The following is an 18,115-nucleotide window of genomic DNA, read 5'->3' as shown; positions in this document are numbered from 1 at the left end:
ATGAAAGTTGTCGTAATTGGAGCTGGTATCATCGGGGCGTCCATTGCCTATAACCTGTCTCTTAGTGGTGCAGATGTAACTGTTATCACATGTAATTCTGCTGCTGCGACCGATGCTTCCTTTGGCTGGATTAACGCCAGTTTTTATGCTGACGAGGGGCATCATCGTTTGCGCGTTGCGGGTATGGAAGCATACGCGCGGTTGAGGGCATCCCAGCCTGATCTACCAATCACGATGCAGGGCGCTCTTTGGTGGGAAGAACAGGGGCGCGGATTGACGAAAAAGCATGATGCGCTTTCGGACTTAGGATACCCGGTTGAGAAAATGGAGAAAGTCGCCGTTTGTAATCAGGAACCGGAGCTGCGCGATCTTCCCGAAGAACTATTGTTGTTTCCAACCGAGGGCGTCGCGGAATCTGGGGCGCTTGCCTCGGTGCTTTTGGCCGCTTCGGGCGCGCATTTGGTATCAGGTGTTCGTGTGAAAAGCATTGCACAACAGGACAGAGCCGTTTGCGGCGTTGAAACGCAGATGGGCTTTATAGCCGCTGACAAGGTGGTCGTGGCAGCTGGAAATGGCGCGCCGGATATTTTGGCGACGGTGGATGTGACGTTGCCGATGCTTATTCGCCCAGGTGCAATGGTGACAACAAAACCGATTGCGGGGAAAGTGTCGTCTGTTCTGGTGACAGCCCATGGTGAAGTGCGCCAGCTTACTGACGGGCGTTTGATGGCATCGGCAACCGCAAACCATCAAAGCGATAGCGCAAGCGAAGTGTTCGAAACGCCAGATGAAATTGTTAGGCGAGTGCTTGGGTGGCTTGATCCAATGATTGCCGATGAACCGCTTGAATGGGATAGTGTTACGCTCGCTTATCGGCCGGTTCCACAAGACGGGCTACCCGTTATTGGCGCTGTCGGGCCGGACGGGTTGCACGTTGCGGTGATGCATTCTGGCGTAACCCTTGCCGCGATTACGGGGGAGGCGGTTGCGGCTGAAGTGTTGGGCAACAGTGATGCGTTCGATGTGCTACTTGCGTCTTATCGCCCATCACGTTTTCAATGAAAACGGCCCCCGCGATGTGCGAGGGCCTTTGACGTTTAGGTCTGTAAACTTAGCGCAGGATTGAACGGCCAGCGTAGATTGCTGTTTCGCCCAAAAGTTCCTCAATACGGATCAACTGGTTGTACTTCGCGAGCCGGTCAGAGCGCGCCAAGGAGCCGGTTTTGATCTGGCCACAGTTGGTGGCAACTGCGAGATCCGCAATCGTTGCGTCCTCAGTCTCGCCAGAACGATGCGACATCACGTTGGTGAAACGTGCGCGGTGCGCCATGTCTACGGCTGTCAGTGTTTCCGTCAGCGTGCCGATCTGGTTCACTTTGACGAGCATAGAGTTCGCAGACTTCTGCTCAATTCCCATGGCAAGGCGGGCAGGGTTGGTCACGAACAAATCATCGCCAACCAGCTGAACCTTGTCGCCGATTTTGGCCGTCAGTGCGTTCCAACCGTCCCAGTCATCTTCGGACATGCCGTCTTCGATGGAAATGATTGGGTAGTCGTTTACCAATGCTTCAAGGTAGGCAGCGTTCTCTTCAGAGGTCAGGGATTTGCCTTCGCCCTTCATCTCGTACTTGCCGTCTTTGTAGTATTCAGTCGCCGCGCAATCGAGTGCGAGGTAGATGTCCTCACCCGGTTTGTAGCCAGCTTTTTCGATAGATTTAAGAATGAAATCAAGCGCATCGCGAGTGGAGTTAATGTTTGGCGCAAAGCCACCTTCATCACCAATACCCGTGGATAGGCCAGCAGTCGTGAGCTCACCCTTAAGGGTGTGGAACACTTCGGCACCCATGCGAACCGCGTCACGGATGTTCGTGGCGGATACAGGCATGATCATAAATTCTTGGATGTCGATCGGGTTATCTGCGTGCTCACCGCCGTTGATGATGTTCATCATTGGTACAGGCAGAACCCGTGCAGCGGTGCCTCCAACATAGCGGAACAGAGGCTGGCCCATGTATTCAGCGGCGGCCTTGGCAACGGCAAGGGACACACCAAGGATCGCGTTGGCGCCAAGGCGGCCTTTGTTGTCTGTGCCGTCCAGTTCAATCATCGCGCCGTCAATTGCGACTTGTTCAGTCGCGTCGAAACCAACGATGGCCTCGGCGATTTCACCGTTTACGGCTGCAACGGCCTCAAGAACACCTTTGCCTTTGTAGCGGGACTTGTCGCCGTCGCGCTTTTCAACCGCTTCGTGAACGCCTGTAGATGCGCCCGATGGCACGGCTGCGCGGCCCAATGTGCCGTCTTCCAGTGTAACGTCGACTTCGACCGTTGGGTTACCCCGGCTATCGAGGATTTCGCGGGCAAAAATGTCGATGATCGTACTCATGTGAGGCGTCCTTTGGTGGTTTTAGTCAAACGTAGCTAGAATTGGTGTTGCTATAACGGCTCAGGTGACCCAAGGAAAGAGCGCCGCGCGCGGGCTTCTCGAAGTAGGGTAAATACACCGGCACCAATGACGATTGCGACGCCAATCAATGTAAGCGCGTCAGGGCGTTCATGTAAAAATATGCCCCCCACAATCAATGCAAAAACCATACGGGTATAGCGGAACATCGAAATGAATGCGGCGTCACCCTCGCGGGTCGCAGCAATGATTGCGAGGTATGCAGCAAGAACGACAAAAACACAGACGACGAGAATGAGGCCGTCAATCACATTGGGGAGTACAAGGGGGGTGCCTTCTAATTGGCATAATAAAAGACCGGCAAAGATTAGCAGTGTAAAGGCATGCAACGAGACATGTGGCCCGGAAATTTTCACCTTGATCGCTCGTGTCATAAGATCCCGCCCGGCAAGGCACACCATTCCCAGGATACCTAAAACCATGGAAAAAGACATTCCACTTAGCGAGGGGCGGATGATCAACAAAACGCCGCAGAATCCAACAAGGATCGCCGCCCAACGCCGCCAACCAACGGTTTGCCCCAAGAACATGACCCCGCCGAATGCCACCACCAAAGGCGTTGCCTGAATGATCGCGGATAGCAACGTCAGGTCCATTCGCATTAACGCTGAAATGAAGAATAAGGTCCCGAGCACGTCAAACCCAGAGCGCAACCATACCTTAGGATTCGCATGGTCGCGCACGATTACAGGTTGTCTATTAACGATAAACCAAACGGAAAATGCGATTACCGAACCAGCCGCGACAACGCTGATGATTTGCCCCGCCGGAATGCGAGAGCCCAGCGTTTTGATCAACACATCCTCAACCGCGAATGCCAACATCGAGAAGGTCATTAACGCCGCGCCGCGCAGGTTTTCCATTAGGGCTTATCCTTTTTGGGAACGCCATATAGTTCCAATCGATGCCCCTTGAGTTCATATCCGAGTTTATCGGCGATACGTTCCTGAAGGGCTTCGATCTCTGCGTCGAGAAATTCAATCACCTCGCCTGATTGCAGGTCAATCAAGTGATCATGGTGTTCGCGATCTGCGGTTTCATAGCGCGCGCGCCCGTCGCCAAAGTCGTGCTTTTCCAGAATGCCGGATTCCTCAAACAGTTTGACCGTGCGATAAACCGTCGCGAGGGAAATGCGCGGATCCGCAGCAGCAGCGCGGTTAAACAGTTCTTCCACGTCGGGGTGGTCTTTTGATGCCTCAAGGACGCCAGCAATGGTGCGGCGTTGCTCGGTAAGGCGTAGGCCTATGGCCTCGCAACGGGACAGAATTGTATCAGTCATTTGGGATCTTCATTTAGGTTTGGCTTTTGTTACGCCATCAATTGGGAAGGGGCCAGTGGGCTAACGATCAACGGGCGAGTTTCTTTTGGCGGGAGTTAAGCCGTACCCATGTTCCGCCGAGTTGGCGCAAATTTGCTCCGGTTCCCAACTTAAAGCGCGCCAAACCAGCGCTACGATCTGTTTCGACAATGCCAAGATCCAAGGTCGAATGTCCGAGTGATGCCATGCGGGAAGCTGCACGCCACAATAGCAGGCGCGGTGCCTGCAGGGCTTTTCCCGTCTCTGACGCCCACGCGGTTTGATAGGTGGCCGTTGTTCCGTGGCGCAGGATCAGGCAGGCACCGATTAGCGTGTCTTGGCTGTAGGCCTCGAATATCACGGCGCCACCCGCATTCTGACTGGCAAAGGCAGAGAGAAGTTTAAACGGATAACTTGTGAAACCACGCTGACGCCCAAGGCGCACAGACTGCGCAAACAGTTCATGGGGTGACCCGTCCCAGATGTTTTCGCTTATTTGCACTTGCTGTTTTTCGCCTTTGACCAGTTGATTGCGCCACTTTGGGTGAAGCGTAGCGCGCAAGTCGGGTTGGTCTAGCGACCATTCGGCAATGTGGGACGGCGTGATGACTTGACGAAACCCCGCATCGCGGTAGGCGCGCGGGCAGGGTGTTTCGCCGTTTAAAATGCGCACGGGTGTGTTGGCGACACTTTCTGGGGTCGCACGGGACGCAAAGGAAACCGCCCCGAACCGCCCGAAGCTGCGTTGCAGGATCACAGGATCCGTGCCGATCACCACACTTCCATAGGTCCGCAACGCCCGCGCAAATTGAGGTGACTGTTGCAGGGGGGCGCTATGCGGTTCGAACATACCTGTATTAACGCGATCTTCACCTAAGAGATGGTTAATGGCGCTATGAAATCTCTACCAAACATACCCGCACCGCGTTTAACACGACCAGCCCTTACGCTGGTCGCTTTGGTCATTGCGTTGATCGGTGGCGGTTTACTGGCGCTGTTAACCTAGTTGAACGAGCGCATGGCGCTTTTTACCGGCGCTAAGCTTGATTGGTGTGCTCAGGTCCGCTGGCGTGATCATCAGGCCTGCGTTATCAAGCGATTCATCATTCATCTTTGCGCCTCCATCGGAAATCAGACGTTTCGCTTCCTTACCGGATCCCGCAAGGCCAGATTTCACGATCAGTTGCACAATCGAAATGCCGTCACCAACATCGCTAGCGTTTAGTGTGAGGGTCGGAAGATCGTCACCGACACCACCTTTCTCAAACACTTCTTTCGCTGTATTCTCAGCTGCTTGTGCGGCGTCTCTACCATGAAGAAGTGTTGTTACTTCGTTGGCGAGAATGATCTTAGCTTCGTTGATTTCAACACCTTCGAGCGCGCCAAGGCGCTCACACTCTTCAATCGGAAGCTCAGTGTAGAGCTTCAGGAACCGGCCAACATCGGCGTCCGTTGTATTGCGCCAGAATTGCCAGAATTCGTACGAACTGAGCATCTCATCATTGAGCCAGATCGCGCCGGACAGGGACTTGCCCATCTTTTTGCCGTCACTGGTTGTCAGTAGTGGCGAGGTCAGGCCGAAAATCTGATGGTCCAATACGCGGCGCGTCAGGTCGATCCCGTTAACAATGTTGCCCCATTGATCGGACCCACCCATCTGCAACAAACAGCCGTAACGACGGTTAAGCTCAAGGAAATCGTAGGCTTGCAGGATCATGTAGTTGAACTCGAGGAAGCTCAATGACTGTTCGCGATCAAGACGTGACTTAACGCTTTCAAATGACAGCATTCGGTTCACAGAGAAATGCCTGCCAATGTCGCGCAGAAAATCGAGGTAGTTCAGATCGTCCAGCCATTCAGCGTTGTTGATCATTTTAGCGTCGGTAGGGCCGTCGCCGTAGGTCAAATAGGCAGAAAACACCTGCTTGATGCCGGCAATGTTGTCGTCGATCTGATCTGGGGTCAGCAGGGGGCGTTCATCGGCGCGAAAGCTCGGGTCGCCAACCTTTGTGGTGCCGCCGCCCATCAGCGTTATCGGCTGGTGCCCCGTTTTTTGTAACCAACGCAGCATCATGATTTGAATGAGGGACCCAACATGCAGCGATTTCGCAGTCGCGTCAAAACCGATGTAGGCAGGTACAACGCCAGCAGCGAACGCTTCATCCAGCCCCTGATAATCTGTGCAATCGGCAAGGAAGCCGCGCTCAATCATCACACGGATAAAATCTGATTTCGGATGGTAGGTCATGACTTGTCGCCTCGCGTTCTTTCGGGGCATTCTATAGGGGGCAGTTGGCCCAAGGGAAAGAGCATGTTGAAAGATCAATTGGTGCGTGTTGTTGGAGCCATGTCGGGCACCTCGCTTGATGGCGTGGATGCGGCAGAGATCGTTACGGATGGGCACGAAGTTCTAGAGTTCGGCGATAGTGTCTTTCGACCCTACACAGATGCCCAAACCGCAGTATTGCGATCTGCATTGGGAAAGTGGCCGGAGGATGATGTTTCCGTCGCCGCAGAGCTTGTGGAAACTGTGCATGCTCAGGTCTTAAGCGGATTTCCAGATGCGGAGCTTGTTGGATTTCATGGTCAGACATTCGCCCATGATCCCAAGGGGCGTGGAACACATCAGGCGGGCGATGGGGCTGTGTTGGCAGATGTCTTAAATAAGCCCGTTGTCTGGGACTTTCGAAGTGCGGACGTGCAAATGGGGGGCGAAGGCGCACCCTTGGCGCCGTTTTATCATTTCGCCTTGGCCAAAAAGATGAAAGCGGACGCACCACTTGCGATTTTGAATTTGGGTGGGGTCGGGAACCTGACTTGGATCGATCCGCGTTTGCCGTTTCCCGAAAGCGAAGGGGCATTGTTGGCGTTTGATACAGGCCCTGCGAATGCGCCAATAAACGATCTGATGCAGGCCCGTTTGGGCCGCCCGTTCGACGAAGATGGAGCATTGGGGGCCAAAGGCAGGGTCAACCAATCAGTTGTAGATCAGTTCTTACAGAACCCGTTTTTCTTTCGGATGCCACCAAAGTCTCTCGACCGCGACGCGTTCGTTGGGCTTTTGGCAGACGTTGCAACGCTGTCAGATGAGGATGCGATTGCCACACTTACGATGTCCTGTGCCGCATCCGTCGCGCAGGGCGTGCAAGCCTGTCCGAATGCCCCTGAACGGATTCTGGTGACAGGTGGCGGGCGCCGTAATCCGACATTGATGATGATGCTCGCATCGGTTTGTAACGTTCCGGTTGCCTCTATCGAGGATGTTGGGTTTGACGGAGATATGCTTGAGGCACAGGCCTTCGCTTATCTAGCAGTGCGCGTAGCAAAGGGTTTGCCAACAAGTGCGCCCGCCACCACAGGCGTTGGCGCAGCCATTGGCGGAGGGACAATATCGCGTCCTCGTTAGCGCAGTGTTTGTGATGAACCGAGGTTTGAGTATTTTTGAGCCACAGAAAGACAAGACAGTAAGGCAATGTTAACCTTAACACCCTTTTATACTTTTGCGGAACAGGCTGGAGAGCCGATGACCGTAGCCTGTGACAGCCCCCCACACTATGGCGCGAAGCGACCCACTGGTGTGTGGGGCGCTCTTGGTTTTCTTTGGCTCTTTAATACTCAATTTTGCCCCGTTCGCCGCTATGCGGGTAGATGGATGTTGAAGCGTGCTCTTATCTCAGCGTCAAGTTCTGGTTCAAACCGAGCAGCGGCGCGGGTTGCTAGGATTTGTTCTTTGCGAGCTATCGCGTTTTCGATGAGATCGGGTTTGTCTTTTTCAGCCCATTCTTTCGGGCTCATCCGATTGCCGAGGGTGGGGTAGATACGGTCGCGTTCCATATGGCTGAGGGTACGGTCCGTCCCGAGATAATGTCCGACACCGGGGGCATCTGCTGTACCAATGCAAACTTCGCGCATTTGATCCAAAGCCAGCGTTTCATCGTCAACTTCGATGCCGCGCACGCACCGCAATGCTTGGCCGATCAGGTCATCACTTAAGATCAGGCTTTCATGGCAGAACCCGAGGAGGGAGGCATGCATGCCCGCGGCTTCATAGATCATATTACAGCCACTGGTGCCTGCCAGAACGTTGGTGCACATCTGTTCCCAACCGGCCTGCATATCCGGCATTTTGGAGTCGGCAGCACCGCCTGTCGCACCGCCTGGAATGCCATAGAAAGCGTGCATTTGAGCGCAGCCTGAGGTTAGAAGCGCTTGTTCACCTGATCCCACGGTCATCGCTCCGGTCCGCAGGTCTAGATCAAACGGCCAAGTGCCAAAAATAGCGGGATGACCCGGGGCGATGGCATTCACGTAAACAATTCCGGCCAAACACTCTGCGCAGGCCTGCACAATTGCACCGGCAATCGTTGAGGGGGCCGTTGCGCCAGACATGCCTGCGGACAGAAGGAGAACGGGCATACCGCCGCGAACGCAAATTTCCATGGCTTCGCAACTTTCTGTCGCGAATTTCATCGGTGGAACAACGAAACAATTGGACATCGAAACGAAGGGGCGTTCGCGGTACTTGTCTTCGCCACCCGCGATTGTGTACGCGATCTCTAGGCACTCTGCTGCGTGACTTGGGTCCGAAATCGACGTTCCCACATGTTTGGTCGTACCGCTACAGCATGCGTAGATCGTGTTGAGGTCCATTTCCAAGTTGTCGGCGATATCGCGTGCAACCATTGGGCGTTGTAGAAAGTGGATATTGTCGAGCTTGTCGGCGATCCGTGCAGCATCGTGCAAGTCCTGCAGTGTACTGTCGCGGTATTCATTGCCTTGCACATCAACCATATTCACAGCTGCGCCTGCGGTACCGTAGTGCACCCGCTGGCCACTAAGGTCGAGATCATGAACCGGATCGCGGCCGTGTAGGGTCAGATCCTTGCAGGCGATCGCGAGCATATCTTCGACTAAGGCACGTGGAAAACGAATGCGGCCGTCATCGCCAAGGATCGCGCCAGCATTTGTTAGGATTTCAACACCGGTTGGCGGAGCATCTGCAAGGCCAATGGTTTCCAGTGCAGTTAGTGCGGCCTCGTGGATCTTCAGAACATCGGTGTCTGAGAGAGGTTTGTATCTGCCACCGGTCATTCCGGCGCGGACAGGGCGCATATCGTCTGAGAGTTTAGCTGCGCGGGCTGCGTGGCGGGCGGCGCGACCGCCGCTCCGGTTGGAGCGGGCTGGGCGGGAATGCGTTTCGTCGTTCATTTTCGGACCTTTTGTTGTAGGAAAAAATTGGATTCTCTACAGGTCAGCCGGTCTCCCACGCGCGGCACGACCGCGACGGGCACCGATTGTCAGTTTAACGCGTGTCGCGTGGGTGTTTAGGCTCATGAAACAAACTCCATACCCAAAAGTTTGGCGTCATGGCGTTAAGGTTCTATCGCTTTTGCGACGCTAGGTCGTTTTTGTGCAAAAGAATTTTGCGAACACGTTAGTTTTCGTGAGCGCATGCGGCAGATCGTTTCGGGTTTTGGTTTGAATCCGATGGGCCAATCATACAATTGCGCAACTTATTGGACCTAAGTCTTTTCGATGGAGGGATGTTTAACGGATCAATTCATCTACAGCGTCACCAGAAATCGACTGCCCAAGAAGGGAAAACTCGTCGTTCTGAAACATCTGCGCGGCTGCATCGTGCAATACACGGTGGGTCGCGCGGGCGAGGGCGGAGCCAAGAGAAATACGTGCTACGCCAAGATTTGCGAATTCGTTCATCGACTGTGCTGTATAAACTGGCCCGGCAACCAGCACATTAACGGGCGCGGTAACTGAGGCGCAAATGCGTGCGACATCGTCCATGGATTTGGGCAAAGGGGCATAAAGGCAGTCGGCGCCTGCGGCCTCGAAGCCTTGAAGTCGGGCTATGGCCTCGTCGATGTCATACGTATTTGTCATGATGCCGTCGGCGCGGGCAGTTAGAACGAAATCCTGCGGAAGCGCGCGGGCGGCGGCGGATGCGGCCCTGATGCGTTCAATTGCAAAGGCGCGATCATAGGCGTCACAGCTTGGGACCTTGATATCTTCGATACAGACACCTGCAAGACCAGCCTCGCCCGCGAGTTTGACGGTTTCTGCGACCGTGTCTGGGTCATCGCCCCAGCCATTTTCGAAATCACCTTGTACGGGGAGGCCGGTGGCGGCAACGAGGTCTTGTGCGTGAGCCAAGGCTTCATCGCGAGACACGCCGAGCCCGTCGGGGCGACCGAGCGTAAATGCGTGTGCGGCGGAGGAAGTCGCGATGGCTTTCGCACCCATTGATCTGAGGACTTTCGCTGAGCCGATATCCCATGCATTTGCGAGGATGAACGGCTGTCCTCGTTTGTGTAGATCGCGAAAGCTGGTCATTGTGTTGTCCTTTGATTGAGTTCGAATTTGGCTTTGCCAAATCCGATCCGGCGGGGGCCAAACCCCGCACCCCCGGGATATTTCTGAAACAAAGGCAGGGTTAAGCCGCGTGGTCTTTGGCGAAGTCGAGCAAGGTTTGGAGGGCTTTTGTATAGGCTTCGTCATCAATTGTCATGGCGACACGGATGTGGCCTGCGGCGGCGGTGCCGAAGCTTTCGCCGGGCATGGTCGCGATCTGATGGATGTCGAGCAGATCGTTGGCGAAGTCCTGGCCGCTTAGACCCGTCGCGCGGATATCGAGCATTGCATACATTGCGCCGCTAATGGGGCTGCCTTTGACGATGTTTTGCGTCGCAAGAAGGGCTTCGGTGATTTTACGACGACGCGCAAAGGGCGCGGATACTTCGTCCTCAAGGGGGGAGCCTTCGTTGAGAGCAAAAAGAGCGGCGTCTTGGATGTAGCCCGGGACGCCATAGGTCGTGTGTGTGGCGAGATTGATCAGGTGTTCGATGACGTCTTCGTGGCTGCAAATCCAGCCAACACGCGATCCGGTCATGGCATGACTTTTGGACATTGAACCGACGACAAGTGTGCGATCGGCCATATTAGGGAGTGCGCGCGGGCTAAGGTGGGTGCCGTCCCAGATTTGCGTGTCATAGACCTCATCCGAGATCAGCCAAATGTCATGTTCGATGCAGGTCTGTGCGATGGCTTGTAGCGTTTCTGGGGTATAGACTGCGCCTGTAGGGTTGTTGGGGGTGTTGATGAGCAGGCTTGTTGCCCCTTTGGCGTGCTTTTCGATGTCAGCGGCGCGCGGTTGGAACCCGTTTTCAGGATATGCGGGAATCGCTTGTGGCTTTGCGCCGATTCCGCGGATCGTGCCGGGGTAGGTGGCATAATAGGGATCAATAAAGAGCGCAGTGTCGCCTTCATTACAAACGGCGTTGTGGGTCGCGAAAAGGGCAGCTTGCCCTCCGGGGGTAATGAGGATGTTTTCAGGGCCGGTTGCAACGCCTGTGCGCGTTTGAATGCGGGTAGCGACAGCTTCGCGAAGGGCTTGGGTCCCTGGTACCGCAGCATAGCCGGTGTGCCCACCTTTGGCGCTGGCGTGCATCGCCTCCAGAATGCTGGGGTGCGTACGAATGTCATGCTCTCCGATCGTCAGCTCAGTTACGGCTGCGCCTGCGTTTTTTAACGCGCGGGCTTTGTAGAAAACTTCCCAGCCGTCAGAACCGCCGGGTGTGATGTGTGTGATGCGATTGGATAATTTCATGGGGACACGTGACCTGCGGATCAGGGCCGTGTCAATTAGGGATCGCACGTCGGGAGCAAGCTTGTGCAAATGGTGCGTTGACGTGGACGGGAATGGGCGGTTACTTTAGGCGCATGAAAAGCATTTGCATCATTTCTTGCATTATTACCTGCTAAGTTAATAGCGGGCCGCTCTTTCACGTTTCCTCATATCGTTGAACTTGCTAAGTCCGCGGGCAACACCTGCGCTAGAGGCATCTCATGACGATTAGATTATTTAACACTGCGGTTCGTAAAAAGGTCGAGTTTGAACCAATCGACCCTGAGAACGTACGTATGTATGTGTGTGGGCCGACGGTTTATGACCGAGCCCATCTGGGCAATGCCCGTCCGGTAATTGTCTTTGACACCCTGTTTCGATTGCTTCGCTACACTTACGGCGCGGATCATGTGACCTATGTGCGCAATTTCACCGACGTGGATGACAAGATCAACGCAACGGCGTTGGCCCGCCAAGAGGCGGGCGCGGTGGGGACGTTGGAAGAACTGATTGCTGAGCGTTCAGATGAGACGATTGGTTGGTATCTTGAGGATATGACGAGCCTTGGTGCGTTAAAGCCGAGCGCCGCGCCGCGCGCCACGGGGTATATCGCGCAAATGATCGCGATGATTGAAGATCTGATTGGCAAGGGACATGGCTATGCCGCAGAGGGCCACGCGCTGTTTCGGGTGCGGTCTTATGAAGAGTATGGCGCGCTGTCAGGGCGCAGTGTTGATGACATGATCGCGGGCGCGCGTGTCGAAATTGCGCCGTTCAAAGAAGACCCAATGGATTTCGTGCTGTGGAAGCCAAGTACGGACGACCAACCCGGTTGGGAGAGCCCGTGGGGGCGTGGCCGTCCGGGATGGCATATTGAGTGTTCTGCTATGGCGCTCGATTTGCTGGGAGAAGAGTTCGACATCCACGGTGGCGGCAATGATTTGCAGTTCCCACACCACGAAAACGAGATCGCGCAGTCGACTTGCGCCGGTCACGGGTTTGCCAAGGTTTGGATGCACAATGAGATGTTACAGGTTGAGGGCAAAAAGATGTCCAAATCCTTGGGCAATTTCTTTACAGTGCGTGATTTGTTGGACAAGGGCGTTGATGGCGCGGTTATCCGGCTGGTCTTTTTGTTAACGCATTATCGTAAACCGATGGATTGGACTGATGTGAAGCGCGCGGAAGCTGAAAAGATGCTGAGCGATTGGTTCGGGATTCTGCGGAAACACGGGTATTCGGCTGATACTGTCCAGAAACTGAAGGCGTCTGGTGATTGGGTCGCGGACGTGGAGTTTGTTGGCGTTTTGGGCAATGATTTGAACACCTCTGGTGCGATTTCGCGGATGCACGTTTTAGCGAAGGCGAAGACTGCGGCAGGGTTGGTTCCGCTTGCTCATGCTTTGGAAATGCTTGGATTGGTGAATGACTGGTCTGTGCTTGATGCGGCCGTTAGTGGCGATGCGTTGCCAGATTGGGTTTCGGCAGTGATTGAACGGTTGATTGAAGAGCGCAGTGCGGCACGGGGTGCAAAGGATTGGAGTGAAGCGGATCGCGTTCGTGATGTGCTGAATGCTGCCGGTGTGCAGGTGACGGATGTGGCTGGCACAGCGAGTTGGGAAGCGGGACCAGATTTTGATGCGTCTGTTTTGGAGGAGCTGAAATGATCTGCGATCAGCGCCTGCGGCGGGCGGGGGGCGCGGCTGCGCCGCGCAAGAATGAGTATTTGGAAGCCAAAGAAAGTGGGGAGTTTGATTATGGTTGAGCGCCTCTATCTTTATGACACGACGTTGCGGGATGGGCAGCAGACCCAAGGCGTGCAGTTTTCAACTCAAGAGAAGCGTGCGATTGCGGCGATGCTCGATGAACTCGGGGTGGATTACATTGAGGGTGGTTGGCCTGGAGCGAACCCCACGGATAGTGAGTTTTTTGAGGACCTTCCGAAAACACGTGCGCGTGTTACCGCGTTTGGAATGACCAAACGCGCAGGGCGGTCTGCGGACAATGATGATGTGCTTGCGGCCGTGATGAATGCTGGCACGTCTGCGGTTTGTCTTGTTGGGAAGACCCATGATTTTCACGTGGAGACTGCGCTTGGGATTTCGCTCGATGAGAATGTTGAGAACATTTCAACCTCGGTGGCGCATGTTGTCAGTGCTGGTCGTGAAGCGTTGTTTGATGCGGAGCATTTCTTCGATGGGTATAAGTCTAACCCTGACTACACGTTGCGCGCAGCAAAGGCGGCTTATGACGCCGGGGCGCGTTGGGTTGTTTTGTGTGACACAAACGGAGGGGCATTACCCCATGATGTGCGTGGTGCGACCAAAGCGCTGATCGAAGCGGGCGTGCCCGGCGATCACATAGGTATTCACACGCATAATGACACAGAGAATGCTGTGGCCAATTCATTGGTTGCTGTCGCTGCAGGTGCGCGACATATCCAAGGGACGCTTAACGGGCTAGGAGAGCGTTGTGGCAATGCCAACCTAACAACGCTGATCCCAACCTTGTTGTTGAAAGACCCCTACGCGAGCCAGTTTGAGACTGGCGTGAGCATGGAAACCCTTAAGGATTTGCGCAAAGCGTCGCGGATGCTCGATGAAGTGCTTAACCGTGTGCCGCACAAACAGGCGGCCTACGTTGGGGCGTCAGCGTTTGCGCATAAGGCGGGGCTGCATGCCTCTGCCATCGCTAAAGACCCTAGCACATATGAGCATATTGATCCGAGCCTCGTTGGGAACAGCCGTATTGTTCCTATGTCCAACCAAGCGGGGCAAAGCAATCTGCGTGAGCGCTTGAGTTCCATGGGGTTGGACGTCGCAAAGGGCGATCCGGCGTTGCAGCGCATTCTTGATCGGGTGAAAGAACGCGAAGCGGCCGGGTATTCTTACGATACCGCGCAGGCGAGTTTTGAGGTTCTGGCACGCGAAGAATTGGGGCTGATGCCCGAGTTTTTCGAAGTGAAGCGCTACCGCGTGACCGTTGAGCGCCGCCGCAATAAACGCAACGAGATGGTGTCTCTCTCCGAGGCTGTCGTTGTGGTGAAGGTCGATGGCGTGAAAACCATGTCGGTGTCCGAGAGCCTTGGTCCGGACGGGTCTGACCAAGGACCGGTGAATGCACTGAGCCGTGCTTTGATGAAGGACCTCGGGCGGTACGCAACGGATGTCTCCGATATCCGACTGACTGATTTTAAGGTTCGTATTACTAACGGCGGTACTGAGGCTGTGACGCGGGTCATTATTGACTCTGAAGACGGGCAGGGCCGTACGTGGTCTACGGTCGGTGTAAGCGCCAACATAGTCGATGCATCCTTTGATGCGTTGGTGGACGCGATACGTTGGAAGCTGGTACGGGACGGGGCTGTGACGTGAGCGTGAATGCCTGCGCTGCAATCGTTGAACGAGGTGATCCAGATCGATTCATGGCGGCAATGGCTGCCCCAGTTGAAGCACGTCGCGTTCTTTTTCCGCTTTATGCGTTCAACGTCGAAGTTGCGCGTGCGCCTTGGGTGACTGAGGAGCCGATGATTGCCGAGATGCGCCTTCAATGGTGGCGTGATGCTCTGGAAGAAATCGCTAAGGGCGGGCCTGTGCGTCGTCACGAAGTAACCACGCCGTTGGACGAAGTTTTGGACACTGAGGCGGCTGAGGCTTTAGATAAGGTTGTCGCAATGCGTCGCTGGGATATTTACAAAGACCCTTTTGAGGACGCGCAGCACTTCGTTGATTACTTCCGCAATGGCGGCGCTGAACTGATGTGGCAGGCCGCGCGGCTGTTGGGTGCACCCGAAGAGATGCGGTCAGGAGTGGTGAATTACGGCGCTGCTGTTGCTGTGTCTCGCTACTTTGCCGCAGTGCGAGGGCTAGAAGACGCTGGCCGTGTTCCGTTGGTGAATGGCACACGAAAAGGGTTGGAAACACTTGCCGTTAATTCAGCGGCAGATGCCGGAACTGTTCGCAAGCTGCGCAAAGGAATGCCGAAACTTGCAAGGGCTGCTTTGCTTGAGGGATGGATGGCGAAACCTGTTTTGTTGCAGGTTGCGTCTAAACCGCAGCGCGTGGCGGACGGAACCGTCGGCATCAGCCAATTCCGCAGTAAAATCCGTCTGCTGCGCTGGTCTTAGGCGGCGCGGCGGCTTTTCACAGAGAGCCAAACCAGCGCACCTGCGGCCAATACGATGAACGGCGCCATCGCGATGTTTACTGCTGTCCAGCCTTCCATTGGCGCACCACCTGAGCAGTTCATCAAACCGCCAGACGCAAGTGACGCTGCCATCACCGAGCCGAATACGATCATGTCGTTCAGGCCTTGAACAACGCCGCGCTCATGGGCTGCGTGTGAGGATGTCAGCAATGTCGTCGCGCCGATGAAGCCAAAGTTCCAACCAAGTCCGAGTAGGATCAGAGCGGTATAAAAGCTAACCAAAGAGGGTTGATCTGCGTCCGCGAAATTAACGCCGAGAAGGGCGGCAATGCCAGCCGCGCCCAAAATTACGAGCCCGATGGCCATGATTGTTCGAACGCCGAAGCGCACGATTAGATGGCCTGTGAAGAAAGATGGCGCAAACATTGCAAGGACGTGCGCGGAGACGATATTGTTCGCGTTATCAAGCTCATACCCGCAGCCGACAACCGCAAGTGGGGTTGATGTCATCACAAGGTTCATCAGGGAATAGGCGACAAGCCCGACGATAATCGCAACGATGATATTGGGGTCAGACAATAGCTGACCGCGTGTGCGCGGCTCTGGGCCTGCGACTTTGGGTTGGCCACGTGTACCCTTGGGCAAATCTAGAGCCAAAAACAGGAACATCCCGATCAGGTTCAGCGCGACAACGGCTACGTAGGTTCCCAGGAAGGGTATGACTGAATAGCCATCTACGATTTTGTTCAATTGTGGTCCGAGAAGCGCGGAAAGCAGACCGCCGGCCATGACATATGAAATCGCCTTCGGTTTAAAGCTGTCAGAGGCGCTGTCGGTCGCCGCAAATCGATAAAAACCCTGCGCGGACATATAGATGCCCGTAAAGTAGGATCCGATCAGTAGTACTGCGAAGGATCCGATATAAAGCCCATACGCCGCAACGGCCGCGCCAAAAGCGCCGGCAATCGCGCCGATATAAAAGCCAAACCTCCGTCCATGTGACTGCATGAGCGGGGAGAGCCACGGTGCTGTCGTCATCGACCCAAAGATGATGAGAGAGATCGGAAGCGTCGCCCAACAGATATTGGACGCAAGTTGTTTTCCAGCGAGCCCTCCGACAACGAAAATCATCGGCATCTGCGCTCCAAGGATCGCTTGGGCAAGAACAAGGACCGCAACGTTGCGTTTCGCGCGGCTGTCGTCGGGAATTTGTGTTGTAGCGTGGGTCATGAGGAGTTGGCTACGCCTCGTTCCTTAGGTTGGCAATGGGGTGCGGAGATTTTTCAGATCGGATCAATAATATGTGCGAAAGACCCAGCGACGCGCCCTTCGATTAGACCCATTGGTTCAAGCGCAGTGCCTTCAGCGTTGGTTGCGTTAAACAAGGGTGTTCCTTCGGCGCTAAGCGTGCTCGCATAGTGGAACTCATGTGCTGCAAAAGTAATTGTGGGCGACATGTGTTGCGTAAGTGGGTGCGGGGCCAGTTGTGTGAGCGTTCGGTACCCAAGGTGTAACTTTCGGTCTCTGAAACTGGTTGTAAGTCCGAGAAGCCCCGCCATCTTGTGAGAGGTGCCGTCGGCATCAATTAGGTTTTCACCAAGAGTCATAAAGCCGCCACATTCACCATAAATTTCAATACTTTGAGCAGCACTATTAATGCTCTGCATGAAGGTTTTGTTTTGGGCGAGTGTGGCTGCGTAGAGCTCTGGATAACCGCCTGGAAGGTAAACTCGGTCGGCTTCGGGTACGGGTTCATTTGCCAAGGGTGAAAATGGCAAGATCGTTACGCCGCTTTGCTCCCAATCTCTTATCAAGTGCGGGTAAGTGAATGAGAACGCTTCATCTTTTGCCACAGCGACGCGAAGCGTAGGGGCTTTTTCAGCGGAAGTTGCAGGCCAGTCTGAACGTGACATCAGTGCCTTGAACGAACACAAATCAACGTGTTTGGCGACGATATCAGCTGCTAGGTTCAAAAAGCTCTCAAGATCGGGCATCTCGCCTGCTTGAACGAGGCCAAGATGCCGTGAAGGGCGGGACAGTTCTGCAGACCGAGGGATCGCGCCAAGTACTGGAATTTTTAACGGGGCGAGCGCAGTTTTGAGCATATCCGCGTGCCTTTCGGACCCGACATGGTTCAGGATTACGCCAACGACCTTCACCTGTTTGTCGTGCGCGGTGAACCCGCCAACCAGCGCGGCGACCGATTGTGACATGGATTTTGCATCCACGATCAAAACAACAGGTAAGTTGAGCGTTTTGGAAAGATCTGCGGTCGAGCCCTTGCCGAGGGGAGGTGCGCCGTCAAACAGGCCCATTGCGCCTTCAACGATCAAATCACCTTCACCAGAGGCCAGTGATTTAAGACGTTCGGGTGTCATTGCCCATGCATCAAGGTTCACACATGGTCGGCCCGTCGCGGCGGCGTGGAATTGGGGATCGATGTAATCAGGACCGGACTTCGCTGAGCGGATGTTTTGACCAGTTCGCGCCAAAGCGCGCAAAATACCAAGCGTTATTGTGGTTTTCCCAGCACCTGACGAAGGAGCTGCGAGGATTAGACCGCCCACAG

At 54.8% G+C, this 18,115-nt stretch carries 15 protein-coding genes; 5 read left to right on the top strand and 10 right to left on the bottom strand.

The features are described 5' to 3' along the window. A complete protein-coding gene (locus OCA8868_RS01820; RefSeq protein ID WP_093994841.1) occupies positions 1–1,062 on the top strand; it encodes an NAD(P)/FAD-dependent oxidoreductase in 1,062 nt (353 codons plus the stop codon). Positions 1,063–1,111: 49 nt separating this feature from the next. Here OCA8868_RS01820 and eno read toward each other — a convergent pair whose 3' ends face one another. The 5 genes from eno to tyrS form a co-directional block, all read right to left on the bottom strand. Next, the gene (eno, locus tag OCA8868_RS01815) at positions 1,112–2,386 is read right to left on the bottom strand and encodes a phosphopyruvate hydratase (protein WP_093994840.1); all 1,275 of its coding nucleotides are present in this window, start codon (positions 2,384–2,386) and stop codon (positions 1,112–1,114) included. 50 nt (positions 2,387–2,436) lie between these two features. After that, complete coding sequence (locus OCA8868_RS01810; protein ID WP_093994839.1) at positions 2,437–3,327, bottom strand: DMT family transporter; 891 nt, start codon at positions 3,325–3,327, stop codon at positions 2,437–2,439. Then, positions 3,327–3,743: a Fur family transcriptional regulator gene (locus tag OCA8868_RS01805; RefSeq protein WP_093994838.1), complete on the bottom strand. Its 417-nt coding sequence runs from the start codon at positions 3,741–3,743 to the stop codon at positions 3,327–3,329. Before OCA8868_RS01805 ends, OCA8868_RS01810 begins: the two co-directional genes overlap by 1 nt. Before the next feature lie 67 nt (positions 3,744–3,810). Further along, a complete protein-coding gene (locus tag OCA8868_RS01800) occupies positions 3,811–4,536 on the bottom strand; it encodes a GNAT family N-acetyltransferase (RefSeq protein ID WP_245847987.1) in 726 nt (241 codons plus the stop codon). Positions 4,537–4,758: 222 nt separating this feature from the next. Next, positions 4,759–6,009 (bottom strand): tyrosine--tRNA ligase, encoded by a 1,251-nt coding sequence (gene tyrS / locus OCA8868_RS01795; protein ID WP_093994836.1) that lies wholly within the window; start codon positions 6,007–6,009, stop codon positions 4,759–4,761. Positions 6,010–6,072: 63 nt separating this feature from the next. Here tyrS and OCA8868_RS01790 point away from each other — a divergent pair, with 63 nt between their 5' ends. Beyond that, positions 6,073–7,167: an anhydro-N-acetylmuramic acid kinase gene (locus OCA8868_RS01790; protein WP_093994835.1), complete on the top strand. Its 1,095-nt coding sequence runs from the start codon at positions 6,073–6,075 to the stop codon at positions 7,165–7,167. A gap of 230 nt (positions 7,168–7,397) precedes the next feature. Here the strand turns inward: OCA8868_RS01790 and OCA8868_RS01785 are convergent, their stop codons facing one another. The 3 genes from OCA8868_RS01785 to OCA8868_RS01775 form a co-directional block, all read right to left on the bottom strand. Further along, complete coding sequence (locus tag OCA8868_RS01785; RefSeq protein ID WP_093994834.1) at positions 7,398–8,969, bottom strand: trimethylamine methyltransferase family protein; 1,572 nt, start codon at positions 8,967–8,969, stop codon at positions 7,398–7,400. Positions 8,970–9,308: 339 nt separating this feature from the next. Next, positions 9,309–10,109, bottom strand: a complete 801-nt coding sequence (locus tag OCA8868_RS01780; RefSeq protein ID WP_093994833.1) for an isocitrate lyase/PEP mutase family protein — start codon at positions 10,107–10,109, stop codon at positions 9,309–9,311. 100 nt (positions 10,110–10,209) lie between these two features. Beyond that, positions 10,210–11,382, bottom strand: a complete 1,173-nt coding sequence (locus tag OCA8868_RS01775) for a pyridoxal phosphate-dependent aminotransferase (protein ID WP_093994832.1) — start codon at positions 11,380–11,382, stop codon at positions 10,210–10,212. A gap of 239 nt (positions 11,383–11,621) precedes the next feature. On the opposite strand from OCA8868_RS01775, the gene cysS reads away from it, so the two are divergent. The 3 genes from cysS to OCA8868_RS01760 all read left to right on the top strand — a co-directional run bounded on the left by cysS (position 11,622) and on the right by OCA8868_RS01760 (position 15,526). Continuing rightward, the gene (cysS, locus tag OCA8868_RS01770) at positions 11,622–13,067 is read left to right on the top strand and encodes a cysteine--tRNA ligase (protein ID WP_093994831.1); all 1,446 of its coding nucleotides are present in this window, start codon (positions 11,622–11,624) and stop codon (positions 13,065–13,067) included. 90 nt (positions 13,068–13,157) lie between these two features. Further along, a complete protein-coding gene (gene cimA / locus OCA8868_RS01765) occupies positions 13,158–14,774 on the top strand; it encodes a citramalate synthase (protein ID WP_093994830.1) in 1,617 nt (538 codons plus the stop codon). Continuing rightward, positions 14,771–15,526, top strand: a complete 756-nt coding sequence (locus OCA8868_RS01760) for a squalene/phytoene synthase family protein (RefSeq protein WP_093994829.1) — start codon at positions 14,771–14,773, stop codon at positions 15,524–15,526. The genes cimA and OCA8868_RS01760 overlap by 4 nt, the downstream gene beginning before the upstream one ends. Here OCA8868_RS01760 and OCA8868_RS01755 read toward each other — a convergent pair. Both OCA8868_RS01755 and OCA8868_RS01750 read right to left on the bottom strand, forming a co-directional pair. After that, positions 15,523–16,776, bottom strand: coding sequence for an MFS transporter (locus tag OCA8868_RS01755; RefSeq protein ID WP_093994828.1), 1,254 nt, complete (start codon positions 16,774–16,776; stop codon positions 15,523–15,525). The two genes, OCA8868_RS01760 and OCA8868_RS01755, sit on opposite strands and share 4 nt — an antisense overlap. 53 nt (positions 16,777–16,829) lie before the next feature. Then, positions 16,830–18,113, bottom strand: a complete 1,284-nt coding sequence (locus tag OCA8868_RS01750; protein WP_093995479.1) for a cobyrinic acid a,c-diamide synthase CobB — start codon at positions 18,111–18,113, stop codon at positions 16,830–16,832. Positions 18,114–18,115 lie beyond the last annotated feature (2 nt).

The sequence above is a fragment of the Octadecabacter ascidiaceicola genome, from assembly GCF_900185015.1.
In the GTDB taxonomy this organism is placed as follows: Bacteria; Pseudomonadota; Alphaproteobacteria; order Rhodobacterales; family Rhodobacteraceae; genus Octadecabacter; species Octadecabacter ascidiaceicola.
The sequence above is the reverse complement of the archived record's forward strand: the minus strand, read 5'-3'. Positions and strand labels throughout refer to the sequence as shown.